Genomic DNA, 26,742 nt, shown 5'->3' on the forward strand with positions numbered 1-26,742 from the left:
GAAGACGAGGACCATGACCACCCTTCAACACATTCCCACCCCGCCTTGTGTCCAGCCCGGGGCGCCCAGCCCTGTCCAGGCCACCGGCCGAACCCTGCGCTGGGGCGTCGTCGCCACCGGCAACATCGCCGAACGGGTCACCGAAGACATCGCCCGGCTCGAAGATGCCGTCCTGCAGGCCGTAAGTTCGCGCGGCCAGGCCACCGCGGAAGACTTTGCCCAGCGGTTTGGCTTCGCCACCAGCTATTTCGACTCTTCGGAGGGCAAGGGCTACGACCGGCTGTTTGCCGATCCGGACGTAGACGTTGTCTATATTGCTTCCCCGCATGCGCAGCACTACGAAATAACCCGCAGGGCCCTGGAAGCCGGCAAGCACGTCCTGTGCGAAAAATCCCTGACGATCAATGCCAGGGAGGCTGAGGATCTCATTGAGCTGGCACGCTCCCGCAACGTGTTCCTCATGGAGGCGGTGTGGACCCGGTTCCTGCCCTGCATTAACCGCATCTGGGAGCTGGTGGCGTCCGGCGAGCTGGGAGACATCCACTGGGTCCAGGCGGATCTGGGGTTCCCCGCCGCCTATGACCCGTCGCACCGGCTCTGGGACCCGGCCGCGGGCGGCGGCGCGCTGCTGGATCTCACCGTCTACCCGCTGACGTTTGCGCTGGGTGCGCTGGGATTTCCGGAAACGGTCCATGCCGTGGGTGCGGTCAATGCGGACGGCGTGGATGTCCAGAACGCCCTGACGCTCGGTTATGCATCCGGCGGGATGGCCCAGCTGACGTCGTCCCTGGTGTCGGCCTGCCCGCGCACGGCACTCATTTCCGGCACGAAGGGCTGGCTGCGCACCGGTTCCCCGCTGCACAACCCGGTGGAACTGACCATTGCCCCGCACATGGGCGAAACCCGGATTGAACGGTTCCCGCAGGTGGGCAACGGCTATACCTACGAACTGCGTGAAGTCACCCGCTGCATCCAGGCGGGACTGCTGGAAAGCCCCACCATGACCTGGGCCGATTCACTGCGCACCATGCGCATCTTTGATGCCGCCCGCGCGCAGATGGGTGTGCTTTACCGCAACGACGAAGCGGCTGTACCGCGCTGATGAACGCACGACGGCGGCCGGTGCGGGGCCGCCGTCGTTTATTGCCGGTGCAGTACTCTACCGGTCAGGCGTTCCGAACATTCTGCTGGGCGTCCGTCGCGGACTCCTTGACCTCCGTCGCAGCGCTCTGTCCCTCGGACTTAACGTTCTGCGCGGCGTCGGCAGCAGTAGCCTTGACGTTCTCCATGGCCTCCTGGGCAGGTTCCTTGAGCCCCTGTGCCATTTCCTTTGCCGCCCCTGCCAGCTCGTCGGTCATCGGCTTGGCCGCGGTCTTGAGGTTGTCCGCCGCGACACGTTCCTTCTCACTGGCGGGAATCAGGGAAGCGGCAAGCAGCCCGGCGCCGAAGGCGATCAGGCCCGCTGCCATGGGGTTGCCCTGGGCCTTGCCCACCAGCTGACCCGGGGCATCCTGCACAGCTGAACCGGCAGCGGACATACTGTCGGACACGCTGCCACCGGCATTTGAGGCACTGTTACCCATTGAATCGGCCACACCCATCACCTTGTCCTTCACTCCGAATACCTTGTCCTTCACCTTGTCCGTCTGCCGCTGGACGATGTGGGAGGGGGTTACCTTGTCCGCCACGGCGTCCACGTTCGTACCCAGCCGCTGGCGGGTACGCTCAATGTCGGCGCGAATCTCATCAGGGTTTTCACTCATCGTGTTTCCTCGCTTGGTTTCATGGTCCGGGGGATTTCCTGCAGCGTTTCGGAGGTCTGCGGCATGCCCTTGATCTTCTTCATTTCCGCGCGTCCGCGGGCTGCCAGGACAGCGGCGACAATGGCCCAGATGAGGGCCACAATCACGGCGGACCAGCCGAAGCCGATCGCTGTGGTGCCGAGGGCGTACCAGAGAGCAACGGATAGGAAAAGGAGGACGAAATAACCGGCGACGGCGGCGCCGCCAAACATTCCCGCCCCTTTTCCTGCACGGGTGGCCGATTGCTTCATCTCCACCTTCGCCAGTTCAACTTCCTGACGCATCAGCGTGGTCATGTCCTGCGTCACCTGGCCGAGAAGGTCCCCCAGAGAGGTGGACTCGGCCTTGGCCTGTGCAGGAGTGGGAGGCATTTCGGTACTCATTAGCGCCGACCACCGCTGTAGGGATCAGCTGCCGGGACTCCGGTAGACGGAGTGGGCGGCAGGGTCTGGGCCGAGGCCGGGCCGGAACCGGCACTGCGTACCGGCTCGGAGCCGAAGGGGTCATCGGTTCCCGCAGCACTCTGGGACGCGGCGCCCTGCGCGGCCGTTTCGGTGCCCGCAGCGGGCCGGGGCGGCTGTATCGGCGGAACCGGGGGCGCCGGCGGGGCCACATGCTGGCCGGTTGTGCCGCCGGTCGCGCCCTGCGCCGGAGCTCCGGCACTGAGGCTCTTATTCAGGCGGCCGGCGAGGAAACCCGCACCGGCGGCGATGGCAAGGAAGGCCATGGGCCGCTGACGGGCAAAGCCTTTGACCTCGTCCAGGAGCGATCCCGGGTCGCGGCCGTCAAGCCAACCGGCCACGGAGGAGGCGCGGCTGGCCGCTTCGCCTACAAGATCGGCCGCTACACCGGACTGACCGGACTGCGCCATGGACTGAAGTTCGTCGGCCACCGACCGCAGGCCTTCGGCCACCTTCTGCTGCTGTGCCCCCGCCTGCTCGGTGAGGTCGGAGCGCGCCTGGGTGAAGAGGTCCTTGGCGTTGCTCTTCACCTCGGATGCGACGCCGGCTGCTTCGGTCTTGGCTGTCTCAGCCACCTGCTGGGCGTTGCCCTTGGCGTGCTGGGCGAGGTCGCCCGCCTGCTGTTTGGCCGCATCGGCCTTGGCGGCTGCGGTTGTGTCAGATCCCTGTCCTGCGGTGGGGGATGCTGCATGGCTTCCGTCGCGCGGGCTGAAGTTGTCTGTCATCATCGCTCTCTTTCGTCATCGCACTGTTGATTCAGATCGAACCGCATCGCAATACTAAGCATGCTTAGCTCATAGTATGCAGCCTGCCGGATCATAAGCAACCTTGCTTATGCGCCTGCTGCGTGGTTGTCTGATGTTTTGCACCGATGAGAGAAGAGGCGACGGGTTTCGGCTTCCCTGCCGTACATCCGCTTGTCCCAGACCCCCAGGAGCATCACCATGGCGGCACTTACGCGATCTGTCCATGACCTCACGGCGGCAGCCTGGTTCGGAGGCTCCCTTATGGGCGCCGTCGGCCTCAACGGAGCTGCCGCGGAAGCGAAGGATCCCACCGAGAGGACCCGGCTGTCGGCCCTCGGCTGGAAGAAGTGGGCACCTGTCCAGGCAGCGGCACTCGGGACCCATTTCCTTGCCGGACTCGCCCTGTTGGGCGATAACAGCGCTCGGGTGGCCCGGCAGAAAGGGGTGGGCCGGCTTACCGTGTACAAAACCGCGGTTACCATCCTCGGCGCGGCGGTCACCCTGTATGCGGGCATCCTCGGCGGAAAGGTGGAGAAGCTTTCGGAGCAGGGCAGCCAGGGAGCCACCGAGCCCGGGGAAGGCGCTTCCAAGGAACTGAAGGCGGCTCAAAGGCAGCTGAAGATCCTTCAGTGGAGCATCCCCGTGCTCTCCGGAACTGTCATTGTGATGGGAGCCCAGCACGGTGAGATGCAGCGTCCCGTCAACGTCTACAAGGGACTGAAGGAGAAGTAGGGTTCATGGGTGCCGAGGTTACGAGCCGGACGTTCAGCAGGGCACAGCGGACCGCTTACCGGCAGCGGCTGCTGGAAAACCTGGACCACTTTGCCCATTACCTGTCCACTGCCCGGTTTGCCGATACGGCGAGCATCGGACTGGAACTTGAACTGAACCTCACCAATCGTGACTTCTCCCCCGCCCTGCGCAACCAGGCTGTGTTGAAGCGCATCGCAGATCCGGCTTTCCAGACCGAAATAGGTGCCTTCAACATCGAGATGAATCATCCGGCTCTTTCCATCGGACAGTTCGGGCTCAAGGACCTTGAAGACGGCCTGCGGATGCAGCTCAACCGTGCCGATGAACGTGCCGAGCAGGAGGGCGCGGACATCATGATGGTGGGCATCCTGCCCACGCTGACACCCGGGTTCATGGACGGCTGGGAGTGGCTGAGCAGCGGCCAGCGCTATGCGGCACTGAACACGTCAGTGCTTCAGGCACGGGGCGAAGACGTCCTCCTGGACCTCTCGGGCCCGGAGCCCCTGTCCTTCTACGCCCAAAACATTGCCCCCGAAGCAGCCTGCACGTCGGTGCAGCTGCATCTGGAAGTCTCACCGGAGGAATTCGCCCCGGCGTGGAATGCAGCACAGATGATCGCCGCTCCCCAAGTTGCTCTGGCTGCCAACTCCCCCATCTTCATGGAACACATCCTGTGGCATGAAACCCGGATTGAGTTGTTCAAGCAGTCAATCGACACCCGGCCCCCGGAAATGCGCCAGCAGGGTGTGCGCCCCCGTGTCTGGTTCGGAGAACGGTGGATCACCTCCATCTTTGACCTGTTTGAGGAGAACGTCCGCTATTTCCCGGCTCTCCTCCCGGAGCTCTCGGGCCGAGGGGATGAAACCACCCCCGCAGGTGCGCCGCTGCTGTCTGAACTGCGGCTGCACAACGGGACCGTTTACCGCTGGAACCGCCCCATCTATGACCCGGGCAGCGGCACGCCCAACCTGAGACTGGAAAACCGTGTGCTGCCGGCAGGTCCGTCCGTCATTGACGTGGTGGCCAATGCCGCTTTTTACTACGGCCTGGTCGAGTACATTCGTACGGCGGACCGCCCGCTGTGGAGCCGGCTGGCGTTCAAAACCGCTTCCGACAATTTCCTCTCCTGTGCCCGGCAGGGACTGGAAGCCACAGTGTACTGGCCCGGTATCGGCGAGATTCCGGTGGCTGAACTCATTGTGAGGCACCTGATCCCGCAGGCAGCAGAGGGGCTGCGGGCCCTGAAGGTGGATCAAACGCTCATAGACCGCTATCTGGATGTCGTCTCGGAGCGGGCACGTACGGAGCAGAACGGGGCAGCCTGGCAGATCGCCACGCTTCGCCGCTTGGAGGAGTCGGGGCTCGAACGCAGTGCGGCACTGGCCGAGATGTCCCGTCTCTACTGGGAAAACATGCACACCAATACCGCCGTGCATGCCTGGCCGGTGGGCTGACGCCACCTCGAATTCCGTCCTTCCGAATCCTTTTTGATCATGTGATCTGGCACTCATATTGCCCGAGTGCTAGCGTATTTTCATCGTTGAGGTAGTGCGACTCAACCTTTATCGACCCTCCATAATCGGCGTTTCAACCACCGATGCCCGACGGACGTCGGTGGCACAAAGGAGTTGATGACCATGGCGATGAAGTTTGATCCATTCCGTGAGCTGGACCGAATGGCAGGTGCTCTTCTGGACCCCCGTCAGCGGCTTCGGCTGATGCCCATCGATCTGTACCGCGAGGGCGACCATTACATCCTCAATGCAGATCTTCCGGGCATCGATCCCGGCTCGGTGGACGTTGATGTGGACGGCCAGCTGCTGACCATCCGTGCCGAGCGGACCATCCACACCACGGAAGGCGTAACCTGGCTGACCCGGGAACGGGAAAGCGGATCCTTCCTCCGGCAGCTGAACCTTGGCCAGGGCATAGATATCGACAACATCTCCGCCAAGTACGAGAACGGCGTGCTGAGTGTCTTTATCCCGGTCAGCGAACGTTCAAAACCGCGGAAGATCGAAGTGTCCGCGACGTATAAGGACGGAAACACCATTTCGGGCCAGAGTTCCTCCGAGCCGGCCTCCGTCTCGTCCAGCTCCGGAACGGGCTCCGGCTCCAGCGGTTCAGGATCCGGGATGGGCTCCAGCGGTTCAGGATCCGGGATGGGCTCCAGCGGTTCAGGATCCGGGATGGGCTCCAGCGGCTCAGGATCGGGGATGGGTTCCGGGGGCTCGGGGTCGTCCGGGCCGTCCTCCTCCGGCGATCACGGCGCGGGCATCTAGCCGATCAGCCGGAACTGCAGCAGGCCCCGGACTCCGGTCCGGGGCCTGCTGCAGTTATCCGCCTCCTAACTTGCCACCGGCACGGCTAGGACACGGGCCGGCGCCGCCAGATGGCGGCCATCAGCGCACCTGAGACGTTGTGCCAAACAGAGAACACAGCCGCGGGCAACGCCGCCTCCGGGGCGAAGTACTGTTTCGCCAGGCCTGCGGCGAGCCCGGAGTTCTGCATTCCGACTTCAATGGCCATGGTCCGGCGGGACGGGATGGGCTGGCGGAACAGCTTGGCGGCACCGTAGCCCAGTCCCAGGCCCAGGCCGTTGTGCAGCACCACGGCCAGCAGGATCAGCCAGCCGGCAGTGAAGATCGCCTGGGCGCTGCCGGCCACCACGGCAATCACCACAAACGTAATCGCCGCCACGGAGATCCAGGGCAGGGCGGGCAGCACCCTGTCCACCAGCCTCGGCATGAGGTAGCGGATCACGAGCCCGAGCACCACCGGAATCAGGACAATCTGCACAATGGACCACGCCATGGAACCGGCGTCCACTGCCATGTACCGGCCCGCGAGCCACAGTGCCAGCAGCGGAGTCAGCAGGGGCGCCAGCAGCGTGGATACCGAGGTCATGGCCACGGAGAGGGCCACGTTGCCGCGCGCCAGATAGGTCACCACATTCGACGCCGTGCCTCCGGGGGCGCAGCCCACCAGGATCAGCCCCGCTGCCAGTTCCGGGCTGAGGTTCAGCGCCCAGGCGATCCCCAGGCCCAGCAGCGGCATAATCACGAACTGCGCCACGACGCCGAGCAGCACGGGCAGCGGCTGCCGGGCCACCAGGGCGAAGTCGGGAAGGGTGAGGGTCAGGCCCATGCCGAACATAATCAGCATCAGGCCCGGGTTGATGTAGGCGGAGAGACCGGTGAAGGGCTGCGGGAAGAACAGTGCAACCACGCCGCCGGCAACAATGAGCAGCGGGAAGATGGTCACCGCTATGCGGGCGCTGCGCTCTTCGGCAGCGGTACCGGCCGGGGCCGGCACAGTGGTGGAATTCGACATCCCCACATGGTGGCACCGCGGGTCCGACCGCGCTATTTATTACGCGTCATCCGGGTTAAACGACGACGGCGCGCCGCCCCGCGGAGGGGCAGCGCGCCGTCGTCGTGCTCCCCCGCGCAGGGCGGGGGCGGGCGGTGAGGAGAGCCGGTTAGGCTGCAACCTCGGCGCCCAGGCGGGCCTTGAGGTTCTCGTCCAGTGCGGCGAGGAACTCTTCGGTGGTCAGGTACGGCTGGTCCGGTCCGACCAGCAGTGCCAGGTCCTTGGTCATCTTTCCGGATTCGACCGTCTTGATGACAACGTCTTCAAGGGTCTCGGCGAAGTTGATGACCTCGGGGGTGTTGTCCAGCTTGCCGCGGTGCATCAGGCCACGGGTCCACGCGAAGATCGAGGCGATCGGGTTCGTGGAGGTGGGCTTGCCCTGCTGGTGCTGGCGGTAGTGACGGGTCACCGTGCCGTGCGCTGCTTCGGCCTCAACGGTCTTGCCGTCCGGGGTCATCAGCACGGAGGTCATCAGGCCCAGCGAGCCGAAGCCCTGTGCCACGGTGTCGGACTGGACGTCGCCGTCGTAGTTCTTGCAGGCCCAGACGTAGCCGCCTTCCCACTTCATCGCGGAGGCCACCATGTCATCGATCAGGCGGTGCTCGTAGGTGAGGCCGGCTGCTTCGAACTGGTCCTTGAACTCGGCGTCGAAGACTTCCTGGAACAGATCCTTGAACTGGCCGTCGTAGGCCTTCAGGATGGTGTTCTTGGTGGAGAGGTACACCGGGTAATTGCGCTGCAGGCCGTAGGCGAAGGAAGCGCGGGCGAAGTCCTTGATGGAATCGTTGAAGTTGTACATACCCATGGCGACGCCGCCATCTTCGTTGTACGTAACAACCTGCTGCTTGATTTCTTCGCTGCCGTCGGCAGGCGTGTAGGTCAGCGTCAGGGTACCGGCACCGGGAACCTTGAAGTTGGTGGCCTTGTACTGGTCGCCGTGGGCGTGGCGGCCGATGATGATCGGCTTGTTCCAGCCCGGGACCAGGCGCGGGATGTTGGAGATGATGATCGGCTCGCGGAAGACCACGCCGCCCAGGATGTTGCGGATGGTTCCGTTCGGGGAGACCCACATCTTCTTCAGGCCGAATTCCTCGACGCGTGCTTCGTCGGGGGTGATGGTGGCGCACTTGACGCCCACGCCGTGTTCCTTGATGGCGTTGGCGGCGTCGATGGTGACCTGGTCATCGGTCGCGTCGCGGTTCTGGATGGAAAGGTCGTAGTACTTCAGGTCTACGTCCAGGTACGGGTTGATCAGGCGGTCCTTGATGAACTGCCAGATGATACGGGTCATCTCATCGCCGTCGAGCTCTACGACAGAGCCCACAACCTTGATTTTCTCAGCCACACGTTCTCCTAGTGTGTTGGTGGGAACCGGAGCATGTCTTGTGGCATGACGGAACCCGTCTTTTTGGCTTGTATTTGAGTTCAACTATGCCATAGCGCACTATCTGCGCCCTAAAACGCGGGACGGCGCATTACCTGTACCGTCCCGCGTTTCCCGGCTAGTGGAAGAAGTGCCGGGCGCCGGTGAAGTACATGGTGACTCCGGCAGCGGCCGCGGCTTCAATGACCTCGTTGTCGCGGATGGAACCGCCCGGCTGGACCACGGCACGGACGCCGGCGTCGAGCAGGATCTGCAGTCCGTCCGCGAAGGGGAAGAACGCGTCCGACGCCGCCACGGAGCCCCGGGCGCGGTCCTCGCCCTCAGCGCCGAGGGTGTTCGCCCGCTCGACGGCGAGCCGGCAGGAATCCACCCGGTTGACCTGGCCCATGCCCACGCCCACGGATGCACCGTTCTTCGCCAGCAGGATGGCGTTGGATTTCGCTGCCCGCACCGCGGCCCAGGCAAACGCGAGGTCGGCCATCGTGGCCTCGTCCGCAGGCTCCCCAGCGGCGAGCGTCCAGGTGGCCGGATCATCGCCCTCGGCCTGGAGCCGGTCCGCCTTCTGCACCAGCACACCGCCGGAAACCTGCCGGAACTCTGCAGCGTTGCGGCCGTAGCCGTCCGGCAGGGCGAGCAGGCGGATGTTCTTCTTCGCGCTGAGGATCTCCACGGCGGCCGGCTCGAAATCCGGGGCGATCACCACCTCGGTGAAGATGTCCTTCACCGTTTCGGCCATGCCTGCAGTGACTGTGCGGTTGGCGGCGATGACGCCGCCGAAGGCCGAGACCGGGTCGCAGGCGTGGGCCTTCGCGTGGGCATCGGCAATGGGATCGGCTGCATCCGGGGACGCGACCGCAATGCCGCACGGGTTCGCGTGCTTGACCACCGCAACGGCGGGCTCATCAAAGTCGAAGGCGGCCCGCAGGGCGGCGTCGGCGTCGACGTAGTTGTTGTAGGACATGGCCTTGCCGTGCAGCTGGTCGGCCTGTGCCACGCCGGGCTGCCCGCCCTTCTCCACGTACAGGGCCGCGTCCTGGTGCGGGTTTTCGCCGTAGCGCAGCACTTCGGCGCGTTCCAGCGCCAGGCCGGTGTAGGCCGGCCACTTGGCGCCGTCCTCGGTTCCGTCCCCGAACTGCTCGGCGGTCCAGGTGGCTACCGCGTTGTCATAGGCGGCGGTGTGGGCGAAGGCCTCGGCGGCCAGCCGGCGCCGCTGGGCCAGGTCGAAGCCGCCCTCCGCCGCTGCGGTGACCACGTCTGAATACTTGTCCGGGTCCACCACCACGGCCACCGACGGGTGGTTCTTGGCGGCGGCGCGGACCATGGAGGGCCCGCCAATGTCGATCTGCTCCACCACGTCATCCTGTGCGGCACCGGAACGGACAGTTTCCACGAACGGGTAGAGGTTGACCACCACGAGGTCGAAGGGTTCAATCTCCATTTCCTCGAGCTGCGCCAGGTGATCCTCCCGCCGGCGGTCGGCCAGGATGCCCGCGTGGACCCGCGGGTGCAGGGTTTTCACCCGGCCGTCGAGGCACTCGGCGAACCCGGTCACCTCGGACACCTCGGTGACGGCGACACCGGCGGCGGCAATCTGCTTGGCCGTGGAACCGGTGGAGACAATGCTGACGCCGGCCGCGGCGAGGCCCTGCGCGAGTTCCGTCAGCCCCGTCTTGTTGTAGACCGAAATCAGGGCCCGGCGGATAGGGACACGGTCAAGGACGGGGTTGCTCACAACTGACACTCCAAGGATTCGATGAACGGCGTGCGCAGGCCGTGCGGCCCACGAGAAGTTTATGCCTTGACCCCTCCGGCCCGCCCTCGGGCGGTGTAACACGGTGTCTTCGGATGCGGATGAAGCGCTTTGGGTGGCGTGCACGGGGTCTGGAGCTCTGGGGGCATCGAGTCTGCAAAAAGTACCGATTCACGCATCGAGTCTGCAAAAAGTACGGGTCCGCGGATCGAGTCTGCAATATTTACCGTTTTCCGGCTTGAAAACCGTAAAAATTGCAGACTCGATTCTCAAGCCGGGGGCTGGGAGCCGTTTTCGACGCTTGTGCCGCCTCACCCGGATGCCATGTGGACGTTTGTGCGGCCTCACCCCGATGCCATGTGGACGCTTCTGCCGCCTCACCCCCGGGTGCCTATTGGCCGCTTAGTGCTGCCGGCCAGGATGCCTATTGGACGTTATGCCTGCCGTCCGGGATGCCAGCCACGGGCCAGCAGTGCACTGCGGACCTTTTCCGCGGCGGCCGCCTGATTCTCAGGACGCAGGTGCTTTTTGCTGAACCGCAGCACTGTCCACCCCATCGCCCGCAGCCTGTCGTCGCGTTCAATATCGCGGTGCCATTGATCCGGGTCCACCAGATGGTGCTCCCCCTCGTATTCAAGGGCTATCCGCAGGAGGCGGTATTGCAGGTCGGGCCGCGAGACCGGCCGCCCGGCGGGATTGATGATCCACTGATTGACCTCCGGTTCCGGCAGGCCGGAGTGGCGGATCAGGAGCCGCAGCCGCGATTCCGGTGCGGAGTCCACCCCGGGCCGAACCAGCCCGAGCGCCGTCCGTGCCGCAACCATTCCGCGGACGCCGGCCCGTCGGTCTGTGATCTGCCGGAGGGCATCAATGCTGCACAGCGGATCCGGCCGGTAGAGGAACCCGCCGCGCTGCGGGGCGTCGGGACGGCGCAGCAGGGAATCCCCCGCCGTGACCAGTTCATCCACGGACAGCAGCCCGGCGAGATCCGTCCAGGTAAAGGCCGGGGAGGTCACCAGCAGACCGCCGCACCGGACCACGTCTGCCTGCTGAAGGGCAGCGTTGTGCCCGCTGACCCCGTTCCGCCGCTGCTGGGCATACCGATGCGGCCGGGTCACATGCAGCGGACCGGCGTCCAGCCGCAACGGAAGCCATATGCCCCATAGCGCCGCCGCCGTGGTGTGACTGGCTACGGTGTGGCCGGTCTCGGAAACAAGCGGGCGCACCCGGTCAAGGAGAGTGGGTTCCAGGCCGCGGACCGCCCGCAGGCCGTGCCCGGCGGCGTCGTATTCCCTGCGGCGCAGCCATTGCGGCGGCATCCCGGCAGCCCGGGCCTCGGCCACGGAAAACACCGGCCCGGGCAGGCCGCCGAAGGACGCCCGGGATCGGTTCCCGCCTGATGTCGCCATGCCTTATCGTCCCGGATGAAAACCGGGACCAGCGCGCTGTCCACAGGTGGGGTGCTGTGGAGGTAGTGTTTTCCCGAACTCGTTTGTGTGCCCGCGCACACCCTCCGGAAGGTCCCTTCAGCCATGTCGATCACCAACACCCTGCCTACGGGTGACCAGGTTGTGCAAAACCTGCCGTGGCGGTGGAAAGTCCAGGGCAGGATCTTCCTGATCGGCGGCCTCGGCTTTATGTTCGATGCCTGGGACGTCACGCTCAACGGCGTCCTGATTCCCCTGCTCTCCAAGGAATGGGATCTGGTGCCGGCGCAGGCGGCGTGGATCGGCACCGCGAATCTGCTGGGCATGGCCATCGGCGCCTTCGTCTGGGGATCCATCGCGGATGCGATCGGCCGCAAACGGGCGTTTTCGGCCACGCTGCTGGTTTTCTCCCTGTTTACGGTCCTCGGAGCGTTCTCGCCGGATATCGTCTGGTTCTGCATCTTCCGCTTTATGGCCGGATTCGGTCTGGGCGGCTGCGTGCCCGTGGACTATGCCCTGGTCGGAGAGTTCACGCCCAAGAAGCAGCGCGGCCGGGTACTCACCGCGATGGATGGCTGGTGGCCGGTGGGCGCCGCGCTCTGCGGCGTCACGTCCGCAGTGATCATGGCGACCTTTGCCGACTGGCGGTACACCATGCTCATCATGGTGCTGCCCGCGCTGCTGGTTTTCTGGGTGCGCCGCTCGGTGCCGGAGTCCCCGCTCTACCTTGTCCGGAAGGGCCGGACCGCTGAGGCGTCCGCCGTCATTGAGGACCTGATCCGGCGCACCGGCGGCACACAGACCGATTGGCGGCTGCCCGAACCCGCGGAGCCGGAAAAGCTGTCACCGCGCACCATGGGCACCCAGCTTGCCGACCTCTGGCGGTTCAGCACCAAAACCACCATTGCCGCATGGTCCCTGTTCCTGACCATCCTGCTGGTCTATTACCTGGCGCTGCAGTGGATGCCGAAGATCCTCGTGGACGCCGGGTTCGCCGAATACCGGGCGTTCCTGACCACCTCCGGAATGGCCGCCGTCGGGCTGCTGGGCGTGATTGCTGCCGCCCTGCTGGTGGAGAAGGTGGGCCGGAAGTGGATTCTGGCAGTGACCGGCCCGCTGTCCGCCGCCATCCTGGTGGTGGTCGCTCTGGTGGTGGACGTGCCCACGGCTGCCACCGTCTGGCTGCTGGTCTACGGCTTTGTGGTGCAGGTGGCCATTCCGGTGCTCTACGCCTACGTGTCCGAGCTCTACCCGACCGAGCTGCGCGGCAGCGGGTTCGGCTGGGCGTCCACCGTCTCCCGGATCGGCGCCGGGTTCGGTCCGCTGATTTTCGTGTCGGTCCTGTGGCCGTACCTCGGGCTGCCGCTTTCCTTTGCGCTGGCCGGGGTGCTGGTGCTGCTGGCGGTCCTCTGGATGGCCCGCTTTGCACCCGAAACCAAGGGCGCCGCGCTGGACTAAGCGTCCGGCAACCCGGCGAACGAGCGTCCGGTGACCCGGTTAGAGCCCTTCCCGGCTGAGGCGGTCCAGGGTTTCTATCAGCAGGCGGCGTTCCTGCACCTTGATGCGTTCGTGCAGGGTTTCCTCCGTGTCGCCGTCGAGCACCTCGACGGCGGCCTGGGCGAGGATCGGCCCGGTGTCCACCCCGGCGTCGGCCCAGTGCACGGTGCAGCCGGTGATCTTCACCCCGTAGGCAAGCGCGTCCCGCACCCCGTGGGCGCCGGGGAAGGAGGGCAGCAGGGCCGGGTGGGTGTTCAGGTAACGGCCGTTGAAGGCGTTGATGAACTCCTCGTCCACTATCCGCATGAACCCTGAGGAGAGCACCAGGTCCGGGGCGTAGGCGGCCACTTCCCGGGTGAGCGCCCGGTTCCAATCGGCCCGGTCCGGGTAGTCGCGGAAGTTCACCACAAAGGTGGGGTACCCGGCGTCGGCCGCGCGTTCCACGCCGTAGGCGCCTGGCCGGTCCGATCCCACGGCCGCAATCTCGACGTCGAGCCGGCCTTCCCGGACGGCGTCCAGCACGGCCTGGAGGTTGGATCCGGTGCCGGACACAAGAACTACAATGCGCATGCGTCAACCATAGGGTGCCGCGTCGCCTAGGGTTAAACGCATGAACGACGACGGTGCCCAGACCCAGACCAAGTCCCCCGCCGGGCCGGACAACAGCCGCCAGGGTGTTCCCGACGAGCAGAAGCGCAACGCGGTCCAGTACGTCAGGATCTTCTGGCTGCTGGCAATCGCCACCCTCCTGAGCAGCAATCTTGTGCTGCCGTGGAAACTGGTCCCGATAGCGCTCGGAACCGCCGCCGTCGTCGTCGGCATCATCGCGCTGGTCAAAGCGGCCCGGGCCAAGATGCGGCCCGTGCTGCCCGTGCTGATCTCCATCGGTCTGGTCGTCACGTTCGTCACCACGCTTGGCATGGCGGCCATGGCCCTGCTGTGGGACCGGACGGTGACCTACGAATCCTGCATGCGGTCAGCGATCACCCTGAACGCGTCCGAATCCTGCCAGTCGGAGTACCTGAGCTTCGAGCTGCCGTAGCCTGCCTCAGGCCTTGAGCGCTGGTTCGCGTGCCTGTTTAGGCTCGCGTTCCAGCCACGGGCCCACGGCGTAGCCGATCACGACGCCGGCCCCCACCTCTGCGGCCACCCACAGGCCCAGCCACAGCGGGTCCGGGCCGAGGCCCACAAAACGTCCCATGCCTAGCGAGCCGTCCGAAAGCCAGCCGGCTGCCGCTGCCAGCACACCGGAAACCAGCCCCACGATGGCGCCCAGCACCAGCGTGGATACCGGCGCGGTGAACCAGCGGGCACGGATCTTGATGGACAACCACTCGTCAAAGTGGTTCTCCCCCTCGCGCAGGAACCACCAGCCGGCCAGCACGCCGGCGGCCACCGGGATCAGCAGCGCGACGTAGCCGTATTCCATGCTGCCTGCGGGCAGTGCGGCCAGCACCGGGACGGCGGGCAGCGGGCCCACGGTGGTTTCCAGCGGGCTGATGATGCTGCCGGTGCCCATGGAGAACCCGGCGCCGGAGGCCCAGCCGAGGGTCCACACCACGAAGTTCGGCATCAGCCCCAGTTCCACCACGGTGAGCACCGCGCCGCCGATCACCCCGGCGTCGAGCCGCTGGTACACCGAGGCAATGGTGGCCCAGTTCAGTGCCAGGGCAACTACCAGCAGCACCGCTGACAGGCCGAGGGCGGCGACGATTCCCACCACCCCGGCGCGCAGCGCGGACCAGAGGTAGGAGCCAGCCCAGCGCGAATGCTGGCTGGTCCGGGCAATCCAGTCGGTCAGGTCCATGCCAATGAGCCGCACCCACGAGCCGGCTTCGATCCGGGCGCCTACGATGATGCCGGCACCGGCGGCAATCAGGGGCACGAGCGCGCCGGCTGCCACGGAAATCCGGACGCCGTCGGTGCTGCACAAATACGCCGCGGCAGCACCGAGCAGGGCATAAGTGCCCAGTGCTCCGAGCAGGGCCTGCCAGAGCTGGTCGGTGTAGGAGGCCCGGGCCAGCCGGCGCCCGGCACGCCAGGACAGGAAGAACGGGATCAGCGTCAGTCCGAGCGGGACGAGGGAAAGCAGCCCGGTGGAGGGCGCCGCACCGAGTTCCCCTGCGGGAAAGCTCAGCGACAGCGGAACCCCGTGAATCAGCAGCCAGGCCTGGCCGCCCAGCCGGGCCAGGGAGGAGAACTCCCGGTCGGTGAAGCCGTTGGCAAACCAAACGCCGACCAGCGGCAGCAGCACCACCAGTGCTGAGAGCAAGGCAGCCTGGCCCAGTTCGAACGTTCCCTGCAGCCACAGCGGCATGGGCGGCATACCCGGCTTCTTGCGCCGCAATAAAATCTTCATCGCCTTCTATCGTGCCATCCGGCCCCGCGCAGCCCGGCGAGGCTCCGGCGTGAGTCGGCTAACGCCTCCGGGTCAGAGGTCTATCAGGCCTTTCGCCAGCGCAGCGGCTGCTCCGATGAACGCAATCACGATCACGGCCAGGCGCGCCTGGTCATCGCGGATGAAGCGCTGCAGCTTCTCCCCGGCGTAGATGCCGCCCACGATCATTACCGCCACCAGCGCCCAGGCCCAGGCCTGGAACGGCGGCATCTGTCCTGGGTCCAGGAAGAGTTTGGAGGTCAGGGTGACGGCGGCCGTGGTGACGAAGAAGGGCTGCAGGGTGGCGGCGAAGGGCCGCTGCGGCCACCGGGCCAGCAGCGCGTACACGCTGACGGCCGGGCCGCCGACGCCGGCCATGGCGTTGGTGATCCCGGACGCGAAACCGGCCACGGCCTTGGGGACGTTTCCGGTCAGGACCACGGAGGTCCGTTGCAGGAGCAGCGAAATGCTCAGGGCCACCAGGACGACGGCGCCTACCGTCACCGCCAGCGGTGCGGCAGGAAGGAACACCGCGGCCGCCGAAGCGGGCACACTGGCGATCACTGCGGGAACGGCAAGCCAGCGGTACATGGACCAGTCCACGTCCCGCCACACCCGGCTCATGATCAGCAGCGAGGACACCAGGCCGCAGATATTCACCATGATCACTCCGCCGTGCGAGCCGAGGATGATCACTAGGAACGGGGAAATCAACAGCGCGAAGCCCAGACCGGCAATCCGCTGGGCTATCGCTCCGATGAAGATGGCGACAAGCACCACAATAAGAAGTCCGGTAGTCACTGGAACACACTACGCTGGACAGATGGTATCCCCCGTCACTGCCCTTGCCACCGCCGACTGGCGCCGTAACGTGTTCGCTCTTTATGAGCAGGCCAGGCGCGCCTCCGAATCGATTTCCGTGTCCCATGCCCACTCTCTGTGGGCTACCGGGCGGGACCGGCTCTTCGGTACGCACCCTGCGTCGCCCCTCCCCGAGGACACCCGACGCCGTTTCCGCGGTCTGCGCACCGCCCGCTACGATCCGGCGTTCCGGTTCGAGGCGACGATTGAGGACGCCGGTGCCGGCGAGTCCATGGAGGTTGCCACCGGCACGGACGGCGTGGTGCCGTTTACCCGGCTGGGCACGGTCAGCGTTGAAGGAGTGGGGTCCCTGGCCGTCTGGAACCTGGATTCCTACGGCGGAGGCATTTTCATTCCGGTCAAGGACGCAACCGCCGGTATTGACGGCGGCAGCTACGGCGGCGGACGGTACCTGCTGGACACCATCAAGGGAGCTCATCTGGGCACCGGCGAAGTACCCGGCAGCCTGATCCTGGACTTCAATTATCTCTACAACCCGTCCTGCGCCTATGACGAGGCCTGGGCCTGCCCGTTGCCGGGACCGGTGAACACCGTCGAGGCTGCCCTTCCCGTTGGAGAGCTTTACGCCCGGTACTAAACCGGCGGCCTGCCCGGCTACCCGGGCAGGCATCTGCCGGGCATGCCTATGCTGGAGTGGTGCAAGCCTCGATTTCACATGCAACACCCGAAGACATCCCCGGGCTCGTCGAACTGGCAGCCCTGACGTTCCCGCTGGCCTGTCCGCCGGAGGTCACGCCTGAGGACAGCACTGCCTTTGTCACGGAGAACCTGTCAGCTGAACGTTTTGCCGGGTATCTCCAGGATGAAAAGGCCCTGGTCCTGGTGGCCCGGGACGGCGACCGGCTGATGGGCTACTGCCTTTTGGTATTTGTGGCGCCGGCGGACCCGGAGGTGCTGGAAGCGCTGGATCAGGGCCGGGCGGTGCGGCCCTCGGTCGAGCTGAACAAGTTCTACCTGCACCCTGACGCGCACGGCAGCGGGCTGGCCGGCCGGCTGCTTGAAGCGGCCGCCGGTGCCGCGGCTTCGGTGGGGGCACGCTCCCTGTGGCTGGGCGCCAACAACCGTAACGTCAGGGCGCAGTCCTTCTACCGCAAGTCAGGGTTCCACGCGTCCGGCCGCCGCTCCTTCCGGGTGGGCAGCCATACCTTCCGTGACCTGATCATGGTCCGTGTGCTGGGCGCTGCCGCTCCGGGCCCGGGTACAGGTGCCGGTGCGGTTCCCGGGGCGGCCCGGCCCGCCGAACAGTGACAGACTGGGCCGGTGCAGACCTTCCTCCCGTATGAGAGCTTCGCCCGCAGCGCGGCAGTGCTGGACCAGGCGCGGCTGGGCAAGCAGCGGGTGGAGACCCTGCAGCTGCTGCGCGGACTGGTGGTTCCGGATTACGGCTGGCAGCGGCACCCGGCGCTGCTGATGTGGAAGGGCTTTGTGCCCGCACTGGCCGCCTACGGGCTGGCAATGACGGACGAGTGGATTGCCCGCGGGCATGCCGATACCGTGCGTGAACAGATCCTCGAATTTGCTCCCCAGATTGACGGGGATGCCGGCGCCGTCGAGCTCCCGGGATGGTTGGGGGATGATGCCCTGCACCGCAGTCACCGGTCCAACCTCATCGAGAAATCGCCGGAGGTCTACGCGCCGCTGTTCCCGGACACCGATGCCGGCCTGCCGTATGTCTGGCCTGCCCCCGCCGATGTTCCCGATCCTGTGGATCCGTCCCCCGCGGACGGGCTGTGGGTGGCGCGTGCGGTTCCCGACGGCAACGCCGCCGCCATTGTCCTGCCGATGCTGTCCGCGAAGGGCGCACCGATTGCGGGCAAGCGGGGCCGGCAGCTGGTGCGGCTGCTCGAGGACATGAACGACGGCGATCCGGTGGCCGTGATAGCCCCGGACGACAGGTCGAGGCTGTTGCTGGGGCGCGCCGGTCCGGTGGAACTGACGAACGACACAGCGGCGCGGCCGGTGGTGCTCTCCGGCAGCATTCCGCGTTCAGCGTTCAGCTATCCCGCGGTGCTGCAGGATCCCCGGACACTTTTTGCCGTGCCGCGGCCTGCCGACATGCCGCCGCTCCCCTAGCAGCCGACTCCGTTCGGGTTCACCAGGCAGTTGTCAGCCACGCTCCGGGTTTCGGCCCGCCACACCCGCAGGGTCTGCGCGGGTGAGGACACCGTTGCCCGCCCGTCGATAGGAATAGCAGTTCCCCCATTCACCGAATACGTGCCGGAGAAATACACGGTTGCACCCACCTGGTAGTCCCCGCTGGCGGCATAGACGTGGCTCGTCTGGGTCGCCTCTCCCCAGCGGTCCTGCCCCAACGGTCCTCCCGGGACAGGAGTGGGACCGTACACCGTGCCGTCGCCGTAGTTGATTTCGTATTCCGTCGGCGTGGCCACAATCCGGATGGTCTGCTCCAGCAGGACCATCTCGAACACCTGCTCGGTGGCTTCGACATACACGTTCGTTTCCATCCCAACCAACGTGTGCGGGCTGGGCTGCAGCACCAACAAGCCGGGTGCTATGGGCCGTTCCTGGAATGCGGTGAGGATCTGCTCCCGGATCTGCTCACCGATATCGACGGGCTCTTCGGAGTAAATACACGAGGGCGTGTCGCTGACTCTGGACCAGGTGCTCGGATCCTGGCCCTTGAGACCGCGGTACCAATAAACCAGCTGTCCGTCTTCACCTGCAGTACAGGCAGCCTGGTTAGCGGCAAGGCACTCCACATGACCGGCCATATCGTCGAAACACACGGGCTGAAAACGGTATCCGAAGGGATCATCCGGAACGCCGACGGGCATAATCGTCCACATTCCGCTTTCCGGATCTTCGACGAATGCTGACCCGGCTACTTTGGCGCCCCCTTTCATATCACCTTCAGCATTGCCCTTCGCTGTGGCCGGCTGCGAACCTGCCAGACCTAGCATCAAGGTAGTCAGGCTTGCGAGGACCAAAGCGCCTAGTTTTTTCGTTGCCATCAATGCTTATCCCTGGATGGTCGCAATGTTGACTACTTTCCACTGCCCCTCGGACCGCGAGGCTTCGAACAGTTGGACTACACCGGCATCTGGTTCGCCTACTGTCTGCAAGCCTTGGGGACCGTAATACTCCATAGCTTCCTGGCTGAAATGGACCAACGTTTGATAGCGCCCCTCAGCCGTGGCTGTAAAGGTTGAGGTGCTAACGCCCAGAACGTCTATAGCCGAGTTCGCCATCCAGTCATCGTCTATAAAGCCGTTTTCAACGACCTCGTAATATTTGCTGCATGCGACGCAATCGGGACCGCTAATCGCCTTGACCAGTCCCACGTCCCCCGTCTCATATCCGTAGTTCGCAGCCTCGTACCAATACCGCGCGAACGCCTCCAGCCCTTCCTTGGACTCCAGCTTCGCTTCCTCCGGCATGACAGGTACCGGCACGTTTTCCGCCGGGCCGTCCGCTGAGGCAGGCTTGTACTTCGCGGAGGGGGTGGGTGTAGGCGTAGGCGTGGCAGACGCCGATGCCGAAGGCGGAGCAGGCGATGTCGACCCCCCTCCGGGATCCCCCGTGGCCTGGGAACAGGCAACCAGCCCGCCCAACAGCACCCCGGAAACAAACAGGGATGCGGCACGCCGCGCAATGGTTCTGGTCATCTGTAACCCCCGGTCGGGCAACCCGCAAGACTGTCAGTCCGGCCATCCTAGCCAGCCCTTCGAACCCCTCACCCGTTATCCACAGGGTGGGCGGTGAGAATCCCGCACCGGTTCATTGGGTGAATTTGAGCGGAACCGATTCACCGCTATGCTCATCTCATCGTGGTCCAGCAGCTGTCCACTCCGTTTCTATTGTGGAGCCTGCTGTGAATCCCAAAACCCGAGCACCCCGTGACGTTGACCTACCGGACCTGTCCTCGCCGGCAGGCAACACCCCGGCACCCGAGCCGGCCGGTATTGCCAAAACCCGGGACAGAGCACAGCGCCGCAAAACCGCAAAGGCCTCGAAAGCAGGCCTGAGCAACGCGACCGTCCGCAACAACCGCCTGCACAACCGGTTCGAGCTCTTTGTGGACGGCACAGTGGCCGCTTATCTGCAGTATGAAATGCACGGCGGAGAGCTCTGGGCCCTGCGCATCACGGTGGATCCCGCCTACCGGCAGCGGACAGCAGAGACACTCCTGATCGAGGAAGCTCTTGCCGACGCACGCCGGAGCCGTATCGCCCTCCTGCCCTATTGCCCGCAGACCCGCGCCTATGTGGCGGACCATCCGGAATACCTGCCGCTCATTCCACGCGAACACCGGGCGCGTTTCGCCGTCGTGCCCGCACGCAAGCGCCGTCGACTGCGCCCGGGCTCGGGCCCGGTTCCCGAATAGGCCGCGGCCCCAGGGCCAAGTCCGCGCCTCGGGCCCGGGCTTACCCGGCGTTCCGAAGCGACGTGAGCATCCGCCGCAGGTCCCGGTACTCCTGGGTGTCCGGATACCGGGCAGCGCCGTCGAGGTAGCTCCGCGGGTCCTGCTGCGCATCCCCCGCCGGGTACTCCCCCGCGAAGCGCCCGCCGCCGGATTCGGTCAACGTGAAGAAATCAAACAGTCCGCACGGCGGACCCTGCTGCTGCCCGCTCACGACGGCGTAGGTCGCCTGGGCGCCCCGGGATCCGGACGGCGCGAGGGACCGGTAGACAAAGCGCTGCTCTGTTCCCTGTGTCGAGTCCAGCTCCGGCATCGGCACGCTTTCATACTCGACGTAGGCGGCAGGCTCTGCCGGAGCGGTGCAGCTCAGGTCCGCAATAATGCCGGTATCCAGGCGCGCCAGCACCCGGCCGGAGCCGTCCGAGACCTCAACCGAAATCCCGCCGGCCGGATCGTTGGCAAGCGCCGGACGCTCCGTGACCTTCCAGTCCTGCGGGTACTCAAAGCTCAGTGAACGGTCAGTGGTGGTGTACCCGGACCACGGGCGGGACGCGGCGGAGGACGACGACGGCTGGGCCTCCTGCGGCGCTTCGGCACAGGAGGACATGCCGGCCAGAAGTAATACAGCCCCGGCCAGCACGGTGTTTCGGGCGGTGATGCGTCGGGCGGTGTTACGGTATCCCACAGCGGCTCCCGGAGTGTCCGTGTCCGAACCCATGCTACTGGCGGCAGGCAGCAGAGCACATAGCGTGCAGGCCGTCCGCCGCGGGATACCTCAGGGTGCCGCTCCGACTTCCGCCGGTTCCCCCGTGCAGCGCTGCACATCATCCCAGCGCCTGCATCCGTGGGCGCAACCAGTTGTTGGAGGTTCCCATTACAGATACAGCCGCCGAACACGATGTCTACTTCGGTGCCCCGGAACCTGATTTCGAGCCGGAGAACCTGCAAACCGCGTCCCTTGACGTGGTTCAGCGGGTCCGGGACAGGCCGGATGTGGCCCTGGTCAAGGGCCGCCTGGCGCTGATGGACACCGGCCGCACCCCGCACGAGGCCATGGTTGAGGACCTGCTGTTTGTCCGGAAGGTCCTCGACGACGCCGGCATCGCCTACCTGTTGGTGCGCGGCAATGACCAGCGGCCGGTGATTGCCGTGGACCTGCGGATGCGGGCCCAGGTGCGGAAGGCGATGGTCGAGGCCTGCCGTGACGAGCCGTTCTATGCGCGCAGCGTGGATACCAAGAAAAGCCGGACCCTGCTGATCGCCGACGGGAGCCTGGCCACCACCGAAAAGACCCGGATCATCAGGGTCTACCGGCCGCGGGCCTTCCGCGGCACGAACCTGGTGCTGTCTGCCGCCGCCGGCGTCCAGCTCGAACTCTGGGATCTGGAAGGACCTGAGATCACGCTGCCGGTGGAGAATTCCCTGACCCGCCGCACCCTCCCCGCCGCGGAGGCGGTCCGCGGGACGGTGGAAAAGCACGGGCTTGTCTGGCCCACCATTGAAAACATGTTCGCCGACCATGCCACGGACATCCGCTTCGACATTGATCTGGTGTTCTCCTGGGTGGACGGCAGCTCGGCCGAGTTCCAGGCAGCCCGCGCCGCCCGGATGAAGGATGCCGTGGTGGGCGAGGGGGACGATCATGAGGCCCGCTTCCGCCAGATCAACGAGCTCAAGTACGCCCTGCGGTCGGTGCACATGTTCGCCCCGTGGATCCGCCGCATTTTTATTGCCTCGGATTCCCCGCGGCCCGAGTGGCTGGCCGAGCACCCGTCGGTGACCTTCGTGCCGGCGGCGGAGCACTTCAGGGATCCGTCAGTGCTGCCCACCCACAATTCCCAGGCGGTGGAGGCGCAGCTGCAGCACGTCCCGGGGCTGGCGGAGCATTTCCTGTATTCCAATGACGACATGTTCTTCGGCCGCCCGGTTGCCCCGGACCTGTTCTTCTCCCCCGGCGGGATCACCAAGTTCATCGAGGCCAGCACCCGGATCGGTCTGGGCGCCAACGACGCCGAGCGGAGCGGCTTCGAGAACGCCGCCCGCGTGAACCGGCGCCTGCTCTGGGAACGGTTCGGGCGCATCACCACCAGGCACCTGGAACACACCGCCGCACCCCTGCGCCGCAGCGTCCTGCTGGAGATGGAAGAGGAATTCCCCGAGGAGTTCGCCGCCACCGCCGCCAGCACGTTCCGGGCCAAGGACAACATCTCGGTGACCAACTCGCTGTACCACTACTACGCCCTGCTGACCGGCCGCGCCGTCACCCAGGAGACGGCGAAGGTGAAGTACGTGGACACCACCTCCTATGCCGGGCTGGAGGTTCTGGAACGGCTGCTGGCGAAACGGAACATGGACATGTTCTGCCTCAATGACGGCAGTTTCCCGGAGGTTCCCGCCGCCGAACGTGCCGAGCGGGTCACCGGCTTCCTCGAAAAGTACTTTCCGGTCAAAGCGCCCTGGGAGCGCTGAGGGCGGCCCGGTGATTAAACGACGACGGCGGCGGCGCACCTAAAGTGCCCCGCCGCCGTCGTTGTTCGCTCAGGCAGCCGTGCTGACCTAGCGGGTGACGACCACGTGCTCGTTGGGCACGCAGTGCGTCATGGTGAGGCCTTCCACGTTGCGGGGACCGTTGTGGCCCAGGTTCTTCATCCGCTCGGTTTCTTCCTCGTTGAGCGTCTGGGTGGCCAGCGGGCCGAGATCCTTGATCTCCTCCAGGCTGATGCCCAGGCCCTCGCCCACGCGGGCACCGAGCTCGTCGTCGCACATGTAGAAGTGCCAGAGCATCCGCTCCTGCACCGGGCGGACCGCCTCGCCGATGTTGGCCACGAAGTTGGCGACCAGGTCGTCCTTCTCCCACTGCTCCATCAGCTGGTAGCGCTGGCCGGCCTGCATGTAGTCATTGGTGCGCGGCAGGCGGGCGCGGGTCAGGCGGCCCTCCAGCTCCGGACCCACCTCGGCCTGTTCCGGCTTGGGTGCTTCCTGCAGGCCGCCGGTGATGTTCGGCTCGTAGTTCACGTGCGGGTTCTGGCCCGGCGCGAGATCAACACCGTAGGACATCTGACCGCCGCGCTGGTTGGTGGCCACGCGGGCGTTCTTCGCGGAGTTCACCGGAAGCTGCAGGTAGTTCGGGCCCACGCGGTAGCGCTGCGTGTCGGAGTAGCTGAAGGTACGGCCAACAAGCATCTTGTCGTCCGAGAACTCCAGCCCGTCCACCAGCACGCCGGTGCCGAACGCGATCTGCTCGTTCTCGTTGTGGTGGTCCGTCACGTTCCGGTTCAGGGTCATGGTGCCCACGTACTTGGGCTCGAATTCCTGCTCCGGCCAGGTCTTGGTGTCATCCAGCGGATCGAAGTCCAGTTCCGGGTGGTCATGGTCGTCCATCAGCTGCACGTACAGGTCCCACTTGGGGTAGTCGCCGCGCTCGATGGCCTCGTAGAGGTCCTTGGACGCGTGGCCCAGGTCGTTGGCCTGGATGTTCGCGGCGTCTTCCTCGGTCAGGGACTTTACGCCCTGCTGCGGCAGCCAGTGGTACTTGACGAGCTTGGACTCGCCGGCGGCGTTGACCCAGCGGTAGGTGTTCACGCCGAAGCCCTGCATGTGGCGGTAGTCCGCCGGGATGCCGCGCGGGCTGAAGAGGTTCACCAGCATGTGCATGGCTTCGGGGGTCTGCGACATGAAGTCGAAGATGCGGGCCGGTTCCTGCCGGAAGGTGACGGGGTCCGGCTTCAGGGAGTGGATCACGTCGGGGAACTTGATGGCGTCGCGGATGAAGAAGACGCCCAGGTTGTTGCCGACCAGGTCCCAGTTGCCGTCTTCGGTGTAGAACTTGATGGCGAAGCCGCGCGGATCGCGGGCAGCTTCGGAGGAATCGCGGCCGCCGATCACCGAGGAGAACCGGATGGCGACGTCGGTCTTCTTGCCGGGCTCGGAGAAAAGCTTGGCGCGGGTGTACTTGGCAATCGGCTCATCGCCCCACTTGCCGGAGGCTTCGAATTCGCCGTAGGCCACGAAACCGCGGGCATGCACCACGCGTTCCGGGATGCGTTCGCGGTCGAAGTGGCTGATCTTCTCCAGGAGCTGGTAATTTTCCAGCGTGGCCGGGCCGCGGGCACCCACGGTACGGGTGTTCTGGTTGTCGTAGACCGGGTGTCCCTGGCGGGTGGTCAGTGTCTTGGGGCCTTCGGCGTTGTTCTGGCCGTTACCGGGATTCTGCGTATCTGCGTCTGTCATCACGTGCTCTCTGAGTGTGTGAGGTCCATAGCTGGCTGGCATAACTACCCTCTCAACTCTCTTCAAAAGCCCGGACCCAGTCAAGTTGATAAGCAGCCTGATAGTAGCGGTGGGAGGGCCCCGTTGGCACACTGAGAACATGACTAGTGACGAGCGCCCCCCGGTAGTTGAGCTGACCCCCGAGCAAAGCTGGAAGTACCTTGAGCACACTTTTCATGGCCGGCTGGCGGTCAGTGTGGCGAACAGGCCCAACATCTTTCCCATCAACTACTTCGCGCATGACGGCGTGATCCTCTTCCGCACGGCGCCCGGCACCAAACTGGCGGAGCTGACGGTCAACTCGCACGTGGCATTCGAAGCGGACGGCGTCCACAGCGATCAGGCGTGGTCCGTCGTCGTGCAGGGCACCACCCGCGAACTGGAGACATCCGCGGAAATCGAGGCAGCGGAAAAGCTGCCGCTTCGCCCCTGGATCCGGACCGAAAAGTACCGCTATGTGGAACTGACGCCGGAAACCCTCTCGGGACGCTTCTTCAATCTGGGGCCGGAACCGGAGTAGTCCATTCCGGCCGGCCGCCGGACGGGCGGCTAGGCCGAGGCCAGCCGGTGGTCCTCCGGAATGCGGATTCCCGCAGCAGCCAGCCGGGCCGCGGTCTCCTCCGGCCCCACCGGCTCACCCACAGTGGTGCTTTCCTCCAGGGGAACCACCGAGTGCACCACTGCATCCTCGTAGAGGTGGACCATGTTGTAGCCCTGGCCCGCGTTTTGCCCGCGCGTCCCCGGGGTGGACAGGTCCTGGGCATAGCAGGTGGCGGATGCGACGGACACGGGAATGCCGGCGAAGGTACTAAAGGTGGAGTAGTGCAGGTGCCCGGAAATGATGGCCCGCACATCCGTCCCGGACAGTACTGAGGCCAGGTCCCGCTGGTTGCGCAGCTCCACGAGCACGGCGAGATCCTGCACGCTCGGAACGGGAGGGTGATGCATCGCGAGGATGGTTCCTTCAGGGGCGGATGTTTCCAGTTCCCGGCGGAGCCAAGCCAGCTGGGTGTCCCCCAGTTCGCCGTGATGCCGCCCCGGGACGGTGGTGTCCAGGGTGATGATGCGCAGCCCGCCCACGTGGTGCACCTGGTCCACCGGGGACATCTCCGGGGCATCGTTGAGCAGGATTTCCCGGAACCGGGCACGGTTGTCATGGTTTCCCATGGCCCAGATGACCTGGGCGCCCATGCGCTCGGCGGCCGGCAGCACAATGTCCCGGATCCGCGCATAGGCTCCGGCCTCGCCCTTGTCCGCAAGGTCTCCGGTGAACACCAGGGCGTCGGGCCGCTGCCCGCTGTCCTCCAGCCGGGCGAAGAGATTCCGCAGGTTGGCATGGCTGTCCACGGCACCGTAGAGGGGAGCCTCATCTCCGAGCAGGTGGGTATCGCTGAGATGAAGGAGGAAGCGGCGCGGACGGGGATGCTCGGCCGGGCGGAAATCCATCAGAACCTTCTCGACTCGACAGGTGCTACTGCGTTTCTCTCCCATACAAGCAGATGTCGCGCCCCCGGAGTAACCTGCCGGAGCGCGTTTCGCCGTGTTTTCGCTGCGGACCGGGGCTATCGGCAGGAACTGCTCTGGCGCGCCGGGCGGGACCGGCCGTAGGCTCGGTGGCAGGTTTGCACGCCCACGTCTGCG

General features: G+C 65.6%; 26 protein-coding genes and 1 pseudogene. 12 read left to right on the forward strand and 15 right to left on the reverse strand.

Going from position 1 to position 26,742, the window contains the following annotated elements; translation table 11 throughout:
* Positions 1-13 precede the first annotated feature (13 nt).
* Entirely contained in the window at positions 14-1,102 is a 1,089-nt protein-coding gene (locus AC5RTS_RS02930) for a Gfo/Idh/MocA family protein (protein WP_493990577.1), read from the forward strand.
* Positions 1,103-1,166: 64 nt separating this feature from the next.
* On the opposite strand, the gene AC5RTS_RS02935 is transcribed toward AC5RTS_RS02930, so the two are convergent.
* The 3 genes from AC5RTS_RS02935 to AC5RTS_RS02945 are packed head-to-tail and all read right to left on the reverse strand — an operon-like array spanning position 1,167 to position 2,988.
* Entirely contained in the window at positions 1,167-1,763 is a 597-nt protein-coding gene (locus AC5RTS_RS02935) for a DUF3618 domain-containing protein (RefSeq protein ID WP_493990578.1), read from the reverse strand.
* Positions 1,760-2,185, reverse strand: a complete 426-nt coding sequence (locus tag AC5RTS_RS02940) for a phage holin family protein (protein WP_493990579.1) — start codon at positions 2,183-2,185, stop codon at positions 1,760-1,762. Before AC5RTS_RS02940 ends, AC5RTS_RS02935 begins: the two co-directional genes overlap by 4 nt.
* Positions 2,185-2,988, reverse strand: a complete 804-nt coding sequence (locus tag AC5RTS_RS02945) for a hypothetical protein (protein ID WP_493990580.1) — start codon at positions 2,986-2,988, stop codon at positions 2,185-2,187. Before AC5RTS_RS02945 ends, AC5RTS_RS02940 begins: the two co-directional genes overlap by 1 nt.
* A gap of 219 nt (positions 2,989-3,207) precedes the next feature.
* Here AC5RTS_RS02945 and AC5RTS_RS02950 point away from each other — a divergent pair, with 219 nt between their 5' ends.
* The 3 genes and pseudogenes from AC5RTS_RS02950 to AC5RTS_RS02960 form a co-directional block, all read left to right on the forward strand.
* Positions 3,208-3,741 carry a hypothetical protein gene (locus AC5RTS_RS02950; protein ID WP_493990581.1) on the forward strand — a complete coding sequence of 178 codons (534 nt, stop codon included), beginning with the start codon at positions 3,208-3,210 and terminating at the stop codon, positions 3,739-3,741.
* A gap of 5 nt (positions 3,742-3,746) precedes the next feature.
* Positions 3,747-5,216, forward strand: coding sequence for a glutamate-cysteine ligase family protein (locus AC5RTS_RS02955; RefSeq protein WP_493990582.1), 1,470 nt, complete (start codon positions 3,747-3,749; stop codon positions 5,214-5,216).
* Between the two features lie 183 nt (positions 5,217-5,399).
* A pseudogene (locus AC5RTS_RS02960) lies at positions 5,400-5,807 on the forward strand (Hsp20/alpha crystallin family protein); the annotation flags it as partial.
* Positions 5,808-6,129: 322 nt separating this feature from the next.
* Here AC5RTS_RS02960 and AC5RTS_RS02965 read toward each other — a convergent pair.
* The 4 genes from AC5RTS_RS02965 to AC5RTS_RS02980 form a co-directional block, all read right to left on the reverse strand.
* Positions 6,130-7,095, reverse strand: a complete 966-nt coding sequence (locus tag AC5RTS_RS02965) for a bile acid:sodium symporter family protein (protein ID WP_493990583.1) — start codon at positions 7,093-7,095, stop codon at positions 6,130-6,132.
* 148 nt (positions 7,096-7,243) lie between these two features.
* Positions 7,244-8,479: an NADP-dependent isocitrate dehydrogenase gene (locus tag AC5RTS_RS02970; RefSeq protein WP_227904152.1), complete on the reverse strand. Its 1,236-nt coding sequence runs from the start codon at positions 8,477-8,479 to the stop codon at positions 7,244-7,246.
* A 157-nt stretch (positions 8,480-8,636) separates the two neighbouring features.
* The gene (gene purH, locus AC5RTS_RS02975) at positions 8,637-10,250 is read right to left on the reverse strand and encodes a bifunctional phosphoribosylaminoimidazolecarboxamide formyltransferase/IMP cyclohydrolase (RefSeq protein ID WP_493990584.1); all 1,614 of its coding nucleotides are present in this window, start codon (positions 10,248-10,250) and stop codon (positions 8,637-8,639) included.
* Positions 10,251-10,702: 452 nt separating this feature from the next.
* Positions 10,703-11,677 carry an endonuclease domain-containing protein gene (locus AC5RTS_RS02980; protein ID WP_493990585.1) on the reverse strand — a complete coding sequence of 325 codons (975 nt, stop codon included), beginning with the start codon at positions 11,675-11,677 and terminating at the stop codon, positions 10,703-10,705.
* A 123-nt stretch (positions 11,678-11,800) separates the two neighbouring features.
* On the opposite strand from AC5RTS_RS02980, the gene AC5RTS_RS02985 reads away from it, so the two are divergent.
* A complete protein-coding gene (locus AC5RTS_RS02985) occupies positions 11,801-13,153 on the forward strand; it encodes an MFS transporter (protein WP_493990586.1) in 1,353 nt (450 codons plus the stop codon).
* Positions 13,154-13,192: 39 nt separating this feature from the next.
* Here AC5RTS_RS02985 and purN read toward each other — a convergent pair whose 3' ends face one another.
* The gene (purN, locus tag AC5RTS_RS02990; protein ID WP_493990587.1) at positions 13,193-13,762 is read right to left on the reverse strand and encodes a phosphoribosylglycinamide formyltransferase; all 570 of its coding nucleotides are present in this window, start codon (positions 13,760-13,762) and stop codon (positions 13,193-13,195) included.
* A gap of 40 nt (positions 13,763-13,802) precedes the next feature.
* Here purN and AC5RTS_RS02995 point away from each other — a divergent pair, with 40 nt between their 5' ends.
* Positions 13,803-14,234, forward strand: a complete 432-nt coding sequence (locus tag AC5RTS_RS02995) for a hypothetical protein (RefSeq protein ID WP_493990588.1) — start codon at positions 13,803-13,805, stop codon at positions 14,232-14,234.
* Positions 14,235-14,240: 6 nt separating this feature from the next.
* On the opposite strand, the gene AC5RTS_RS03000 is transcribed toward AC5RTS_RS02995, so the two are convergent.
* Positions 14,241-15,551 carry a cell division protein PerM gene (locus AC5RTS_RS03000; RefSeq protein WP_493990589.1) on the reverse strand — a complete coding sequence of 437 codons (1,311 nt, stop codon included), beginning with the start codon at positions 15,549-15,551 and terminating at the stop codon, positions 14,241-14,243.
* A 72-nt stretch (positions 15,552-15,623) separates the two neighbouring features.
* A complete protein-coding gene (locus AC5RTS_RS03005; RefSeq protein WP_493990590.1) occupies positions 15,624-16,370 on the reverse strand; it encodes a TSUP family transporter in 747 nt (248 codons plus the stop codon).
* A gap of 22 nt (positions 16,371-16,392) precedes the next feature.
* Between AC5RTS_RS03005 and AC5RTS_RS03010 the strand changes: the two genes are divergently transcribed.
* From AC5RTS_RS03010 to AC5RTS_RS03020, 3 genes are read left to right on the forward strand one after another with little or no spacing between them, the layout of a single operon-like run.
* Positions 16,393-17,028: a DUF1684 domain-containing protein gene (locus AC5RTS_RS03010; protein WP_493990591.1), complete on the forward strand. Its 636-nt coding sequence runs from the start codon at positions 16,393-16,395 to the stop codon at positions 17,026-17,028.
* 59 nt (positions 17,029-17,087) lie between these two features.
* Positions 17,088-17,699: a GNAT family N-acetyltransferase gene (locus AC5RTS_RS03015; RefSeq protein WP_493990592.1), complete on the forward strand. Its 612-nt coding sequence runs from the start codon at positions 17,088-17,090 to the stop codon at positions 17,697-17,699.
* A gap of 12 nt (positions 17,700-17,711) precedes the next feature.
* Positions 17,712-18,524: an MSMEG_6728 family protein gene (locus AC5RTS_RS03020; RefSeq protein WP_493990593.1), complete on the forward strand. Its 813-nt coding sequence runs from the start codon at positions 17,712-17,714 to the stop codon at positions 18,522-18,524.
* Here AC5RTS_RS03020 and AC5RTS_RS03025 read toward each other — a convergent pair.
* Positions 18,521-19,315 carry a hypothetical protein gene (locus tag AC5RTS_RS03025; RefSeq protein WP_493990594.1) on the reverse strand — a complete coding sequence of 265 codons (795 nt, stop codon included), beginning with the start codon at positions 19,313-19,315 and terminating at the stop codon, positions 18,521-18,523. The genes AC5RTS_RS03020 and AC5RTS_RS03025 overlap by 4 nt on opposite strands.
* Before the next feature lie 114 nt (positions 19,316-19,429).
* Positions 19,430-20,077, reverse strand: coding sequence for a DUF6318 family protein (locus AC5RTS_RS03030; protein WP_493990595.1), 648 nt, complete (start codon positions 20,075-20,077; stop codon positions 19,430-19,432).
* A gap of 206 nt (positions 20,078-20,283) precedes the next feature.
* On the opposite strand from AC5RTS_RS03030, the gene AC5RTS_RS03035 reads away from it, so the two are divergent.
* Positions 20,284-20,796: a GNAT family N-acetyltransferase gene (locus tag AC5RTS_RS03035; protein ID WP_493990596.1), complete on the forward strand. Its 513-nt coding sequence runs from the start codon at positions 20,284-20,286 to the stop codon at positions 20,794-20,796.
* Between the two features lie 40 nt (positions 20,797-20,836).
* Here the strand turns inward: AC5RTS_RS03035 and AC5RTS_RS03040 are convergent, their stop codons facing one another.
* Positions 20,837-21,517 (reverse strand): hypothetical protein, encoded by a 681-nt coding sequence (locus AC5RTS_RS03040; RefSeq protein WP_493990597.1) that lies wholly within the window; start codon positions 21,515-21,517, stop codon positions 20,837-20,839.
* 338 nt (positions 21,518-21,855) lie between these two features.
* Between AC5RTS_RS03040 and AC5RTS_RS03045 the strand changes: the two genes are divergently transcribed.
* The gene (locus AC5RTS_RS03045) at positions 21,856-23,301 is read left to right on the forward strand and encodes a stealth family protein (RefSeq protein WP_493990960.1); all 1,446 of its coding nucleotides are present in this window, start codon (positions 21,856-21,858) and stop codon (positions 23,299-23,301) included.
* Positions 23,302-23,388: 87 nt separating this feature from the next.
* Here the strand turns inward: AC5RTS_RS03045 and AC5RTS_RS03050 are convergent, their stop codons facing one another.
* On the reverse strand, positions 23,389-25,062 hold the full coding sequence (locus AC5RTS_RS03050; RefSeq protein WP_493990598.1) for a catalase: 1,674 nt from the start codon (positions 25,060-25,062) through the stop codon (positions 23,389-23,391).
* A 139-nt stretch (positions 25,063-25,201) separates the two neighbouring features.
* On the opposite strand from AC5RTS_RS03050, the gene AC5RTS_RS03055 reads away from it, so the two are divergent.
* Positions 25,202-25,621, forward strand: a complete 420-nt coding sequence (locus AC5RTS_RS03055; RefSeq protein WP_493990599.1) for a pyridoxamine 5'-phosphate oxidase family protein — start codon at positions 25,202-25,204, stop codon at positions 25,619-25,621.
* A 29-nt stretch (positions 25,622-25,650) separates the two neighbouring features.
* On the opposite strand, the gene AC5RTS_RS03060 is transcribed toward AC5RTS_RS03055, so the two are convergent.
* Positions 25,651-26,547, reverse strand: a complete 897-nt coding sequence (locus AC5RTS_RS03060) for a phosphodiesterase (protein WP_493990600.1) — start codon at positions 26,545-26,547, stop codon at positions 25,651-25,653.
* Positions 26,548-26,742 lie beyond the last annotated feature (195 nt).

It is taken from the genome of Arthrobacter sp. MDT1-49-2, assembly GCF_059090185.1.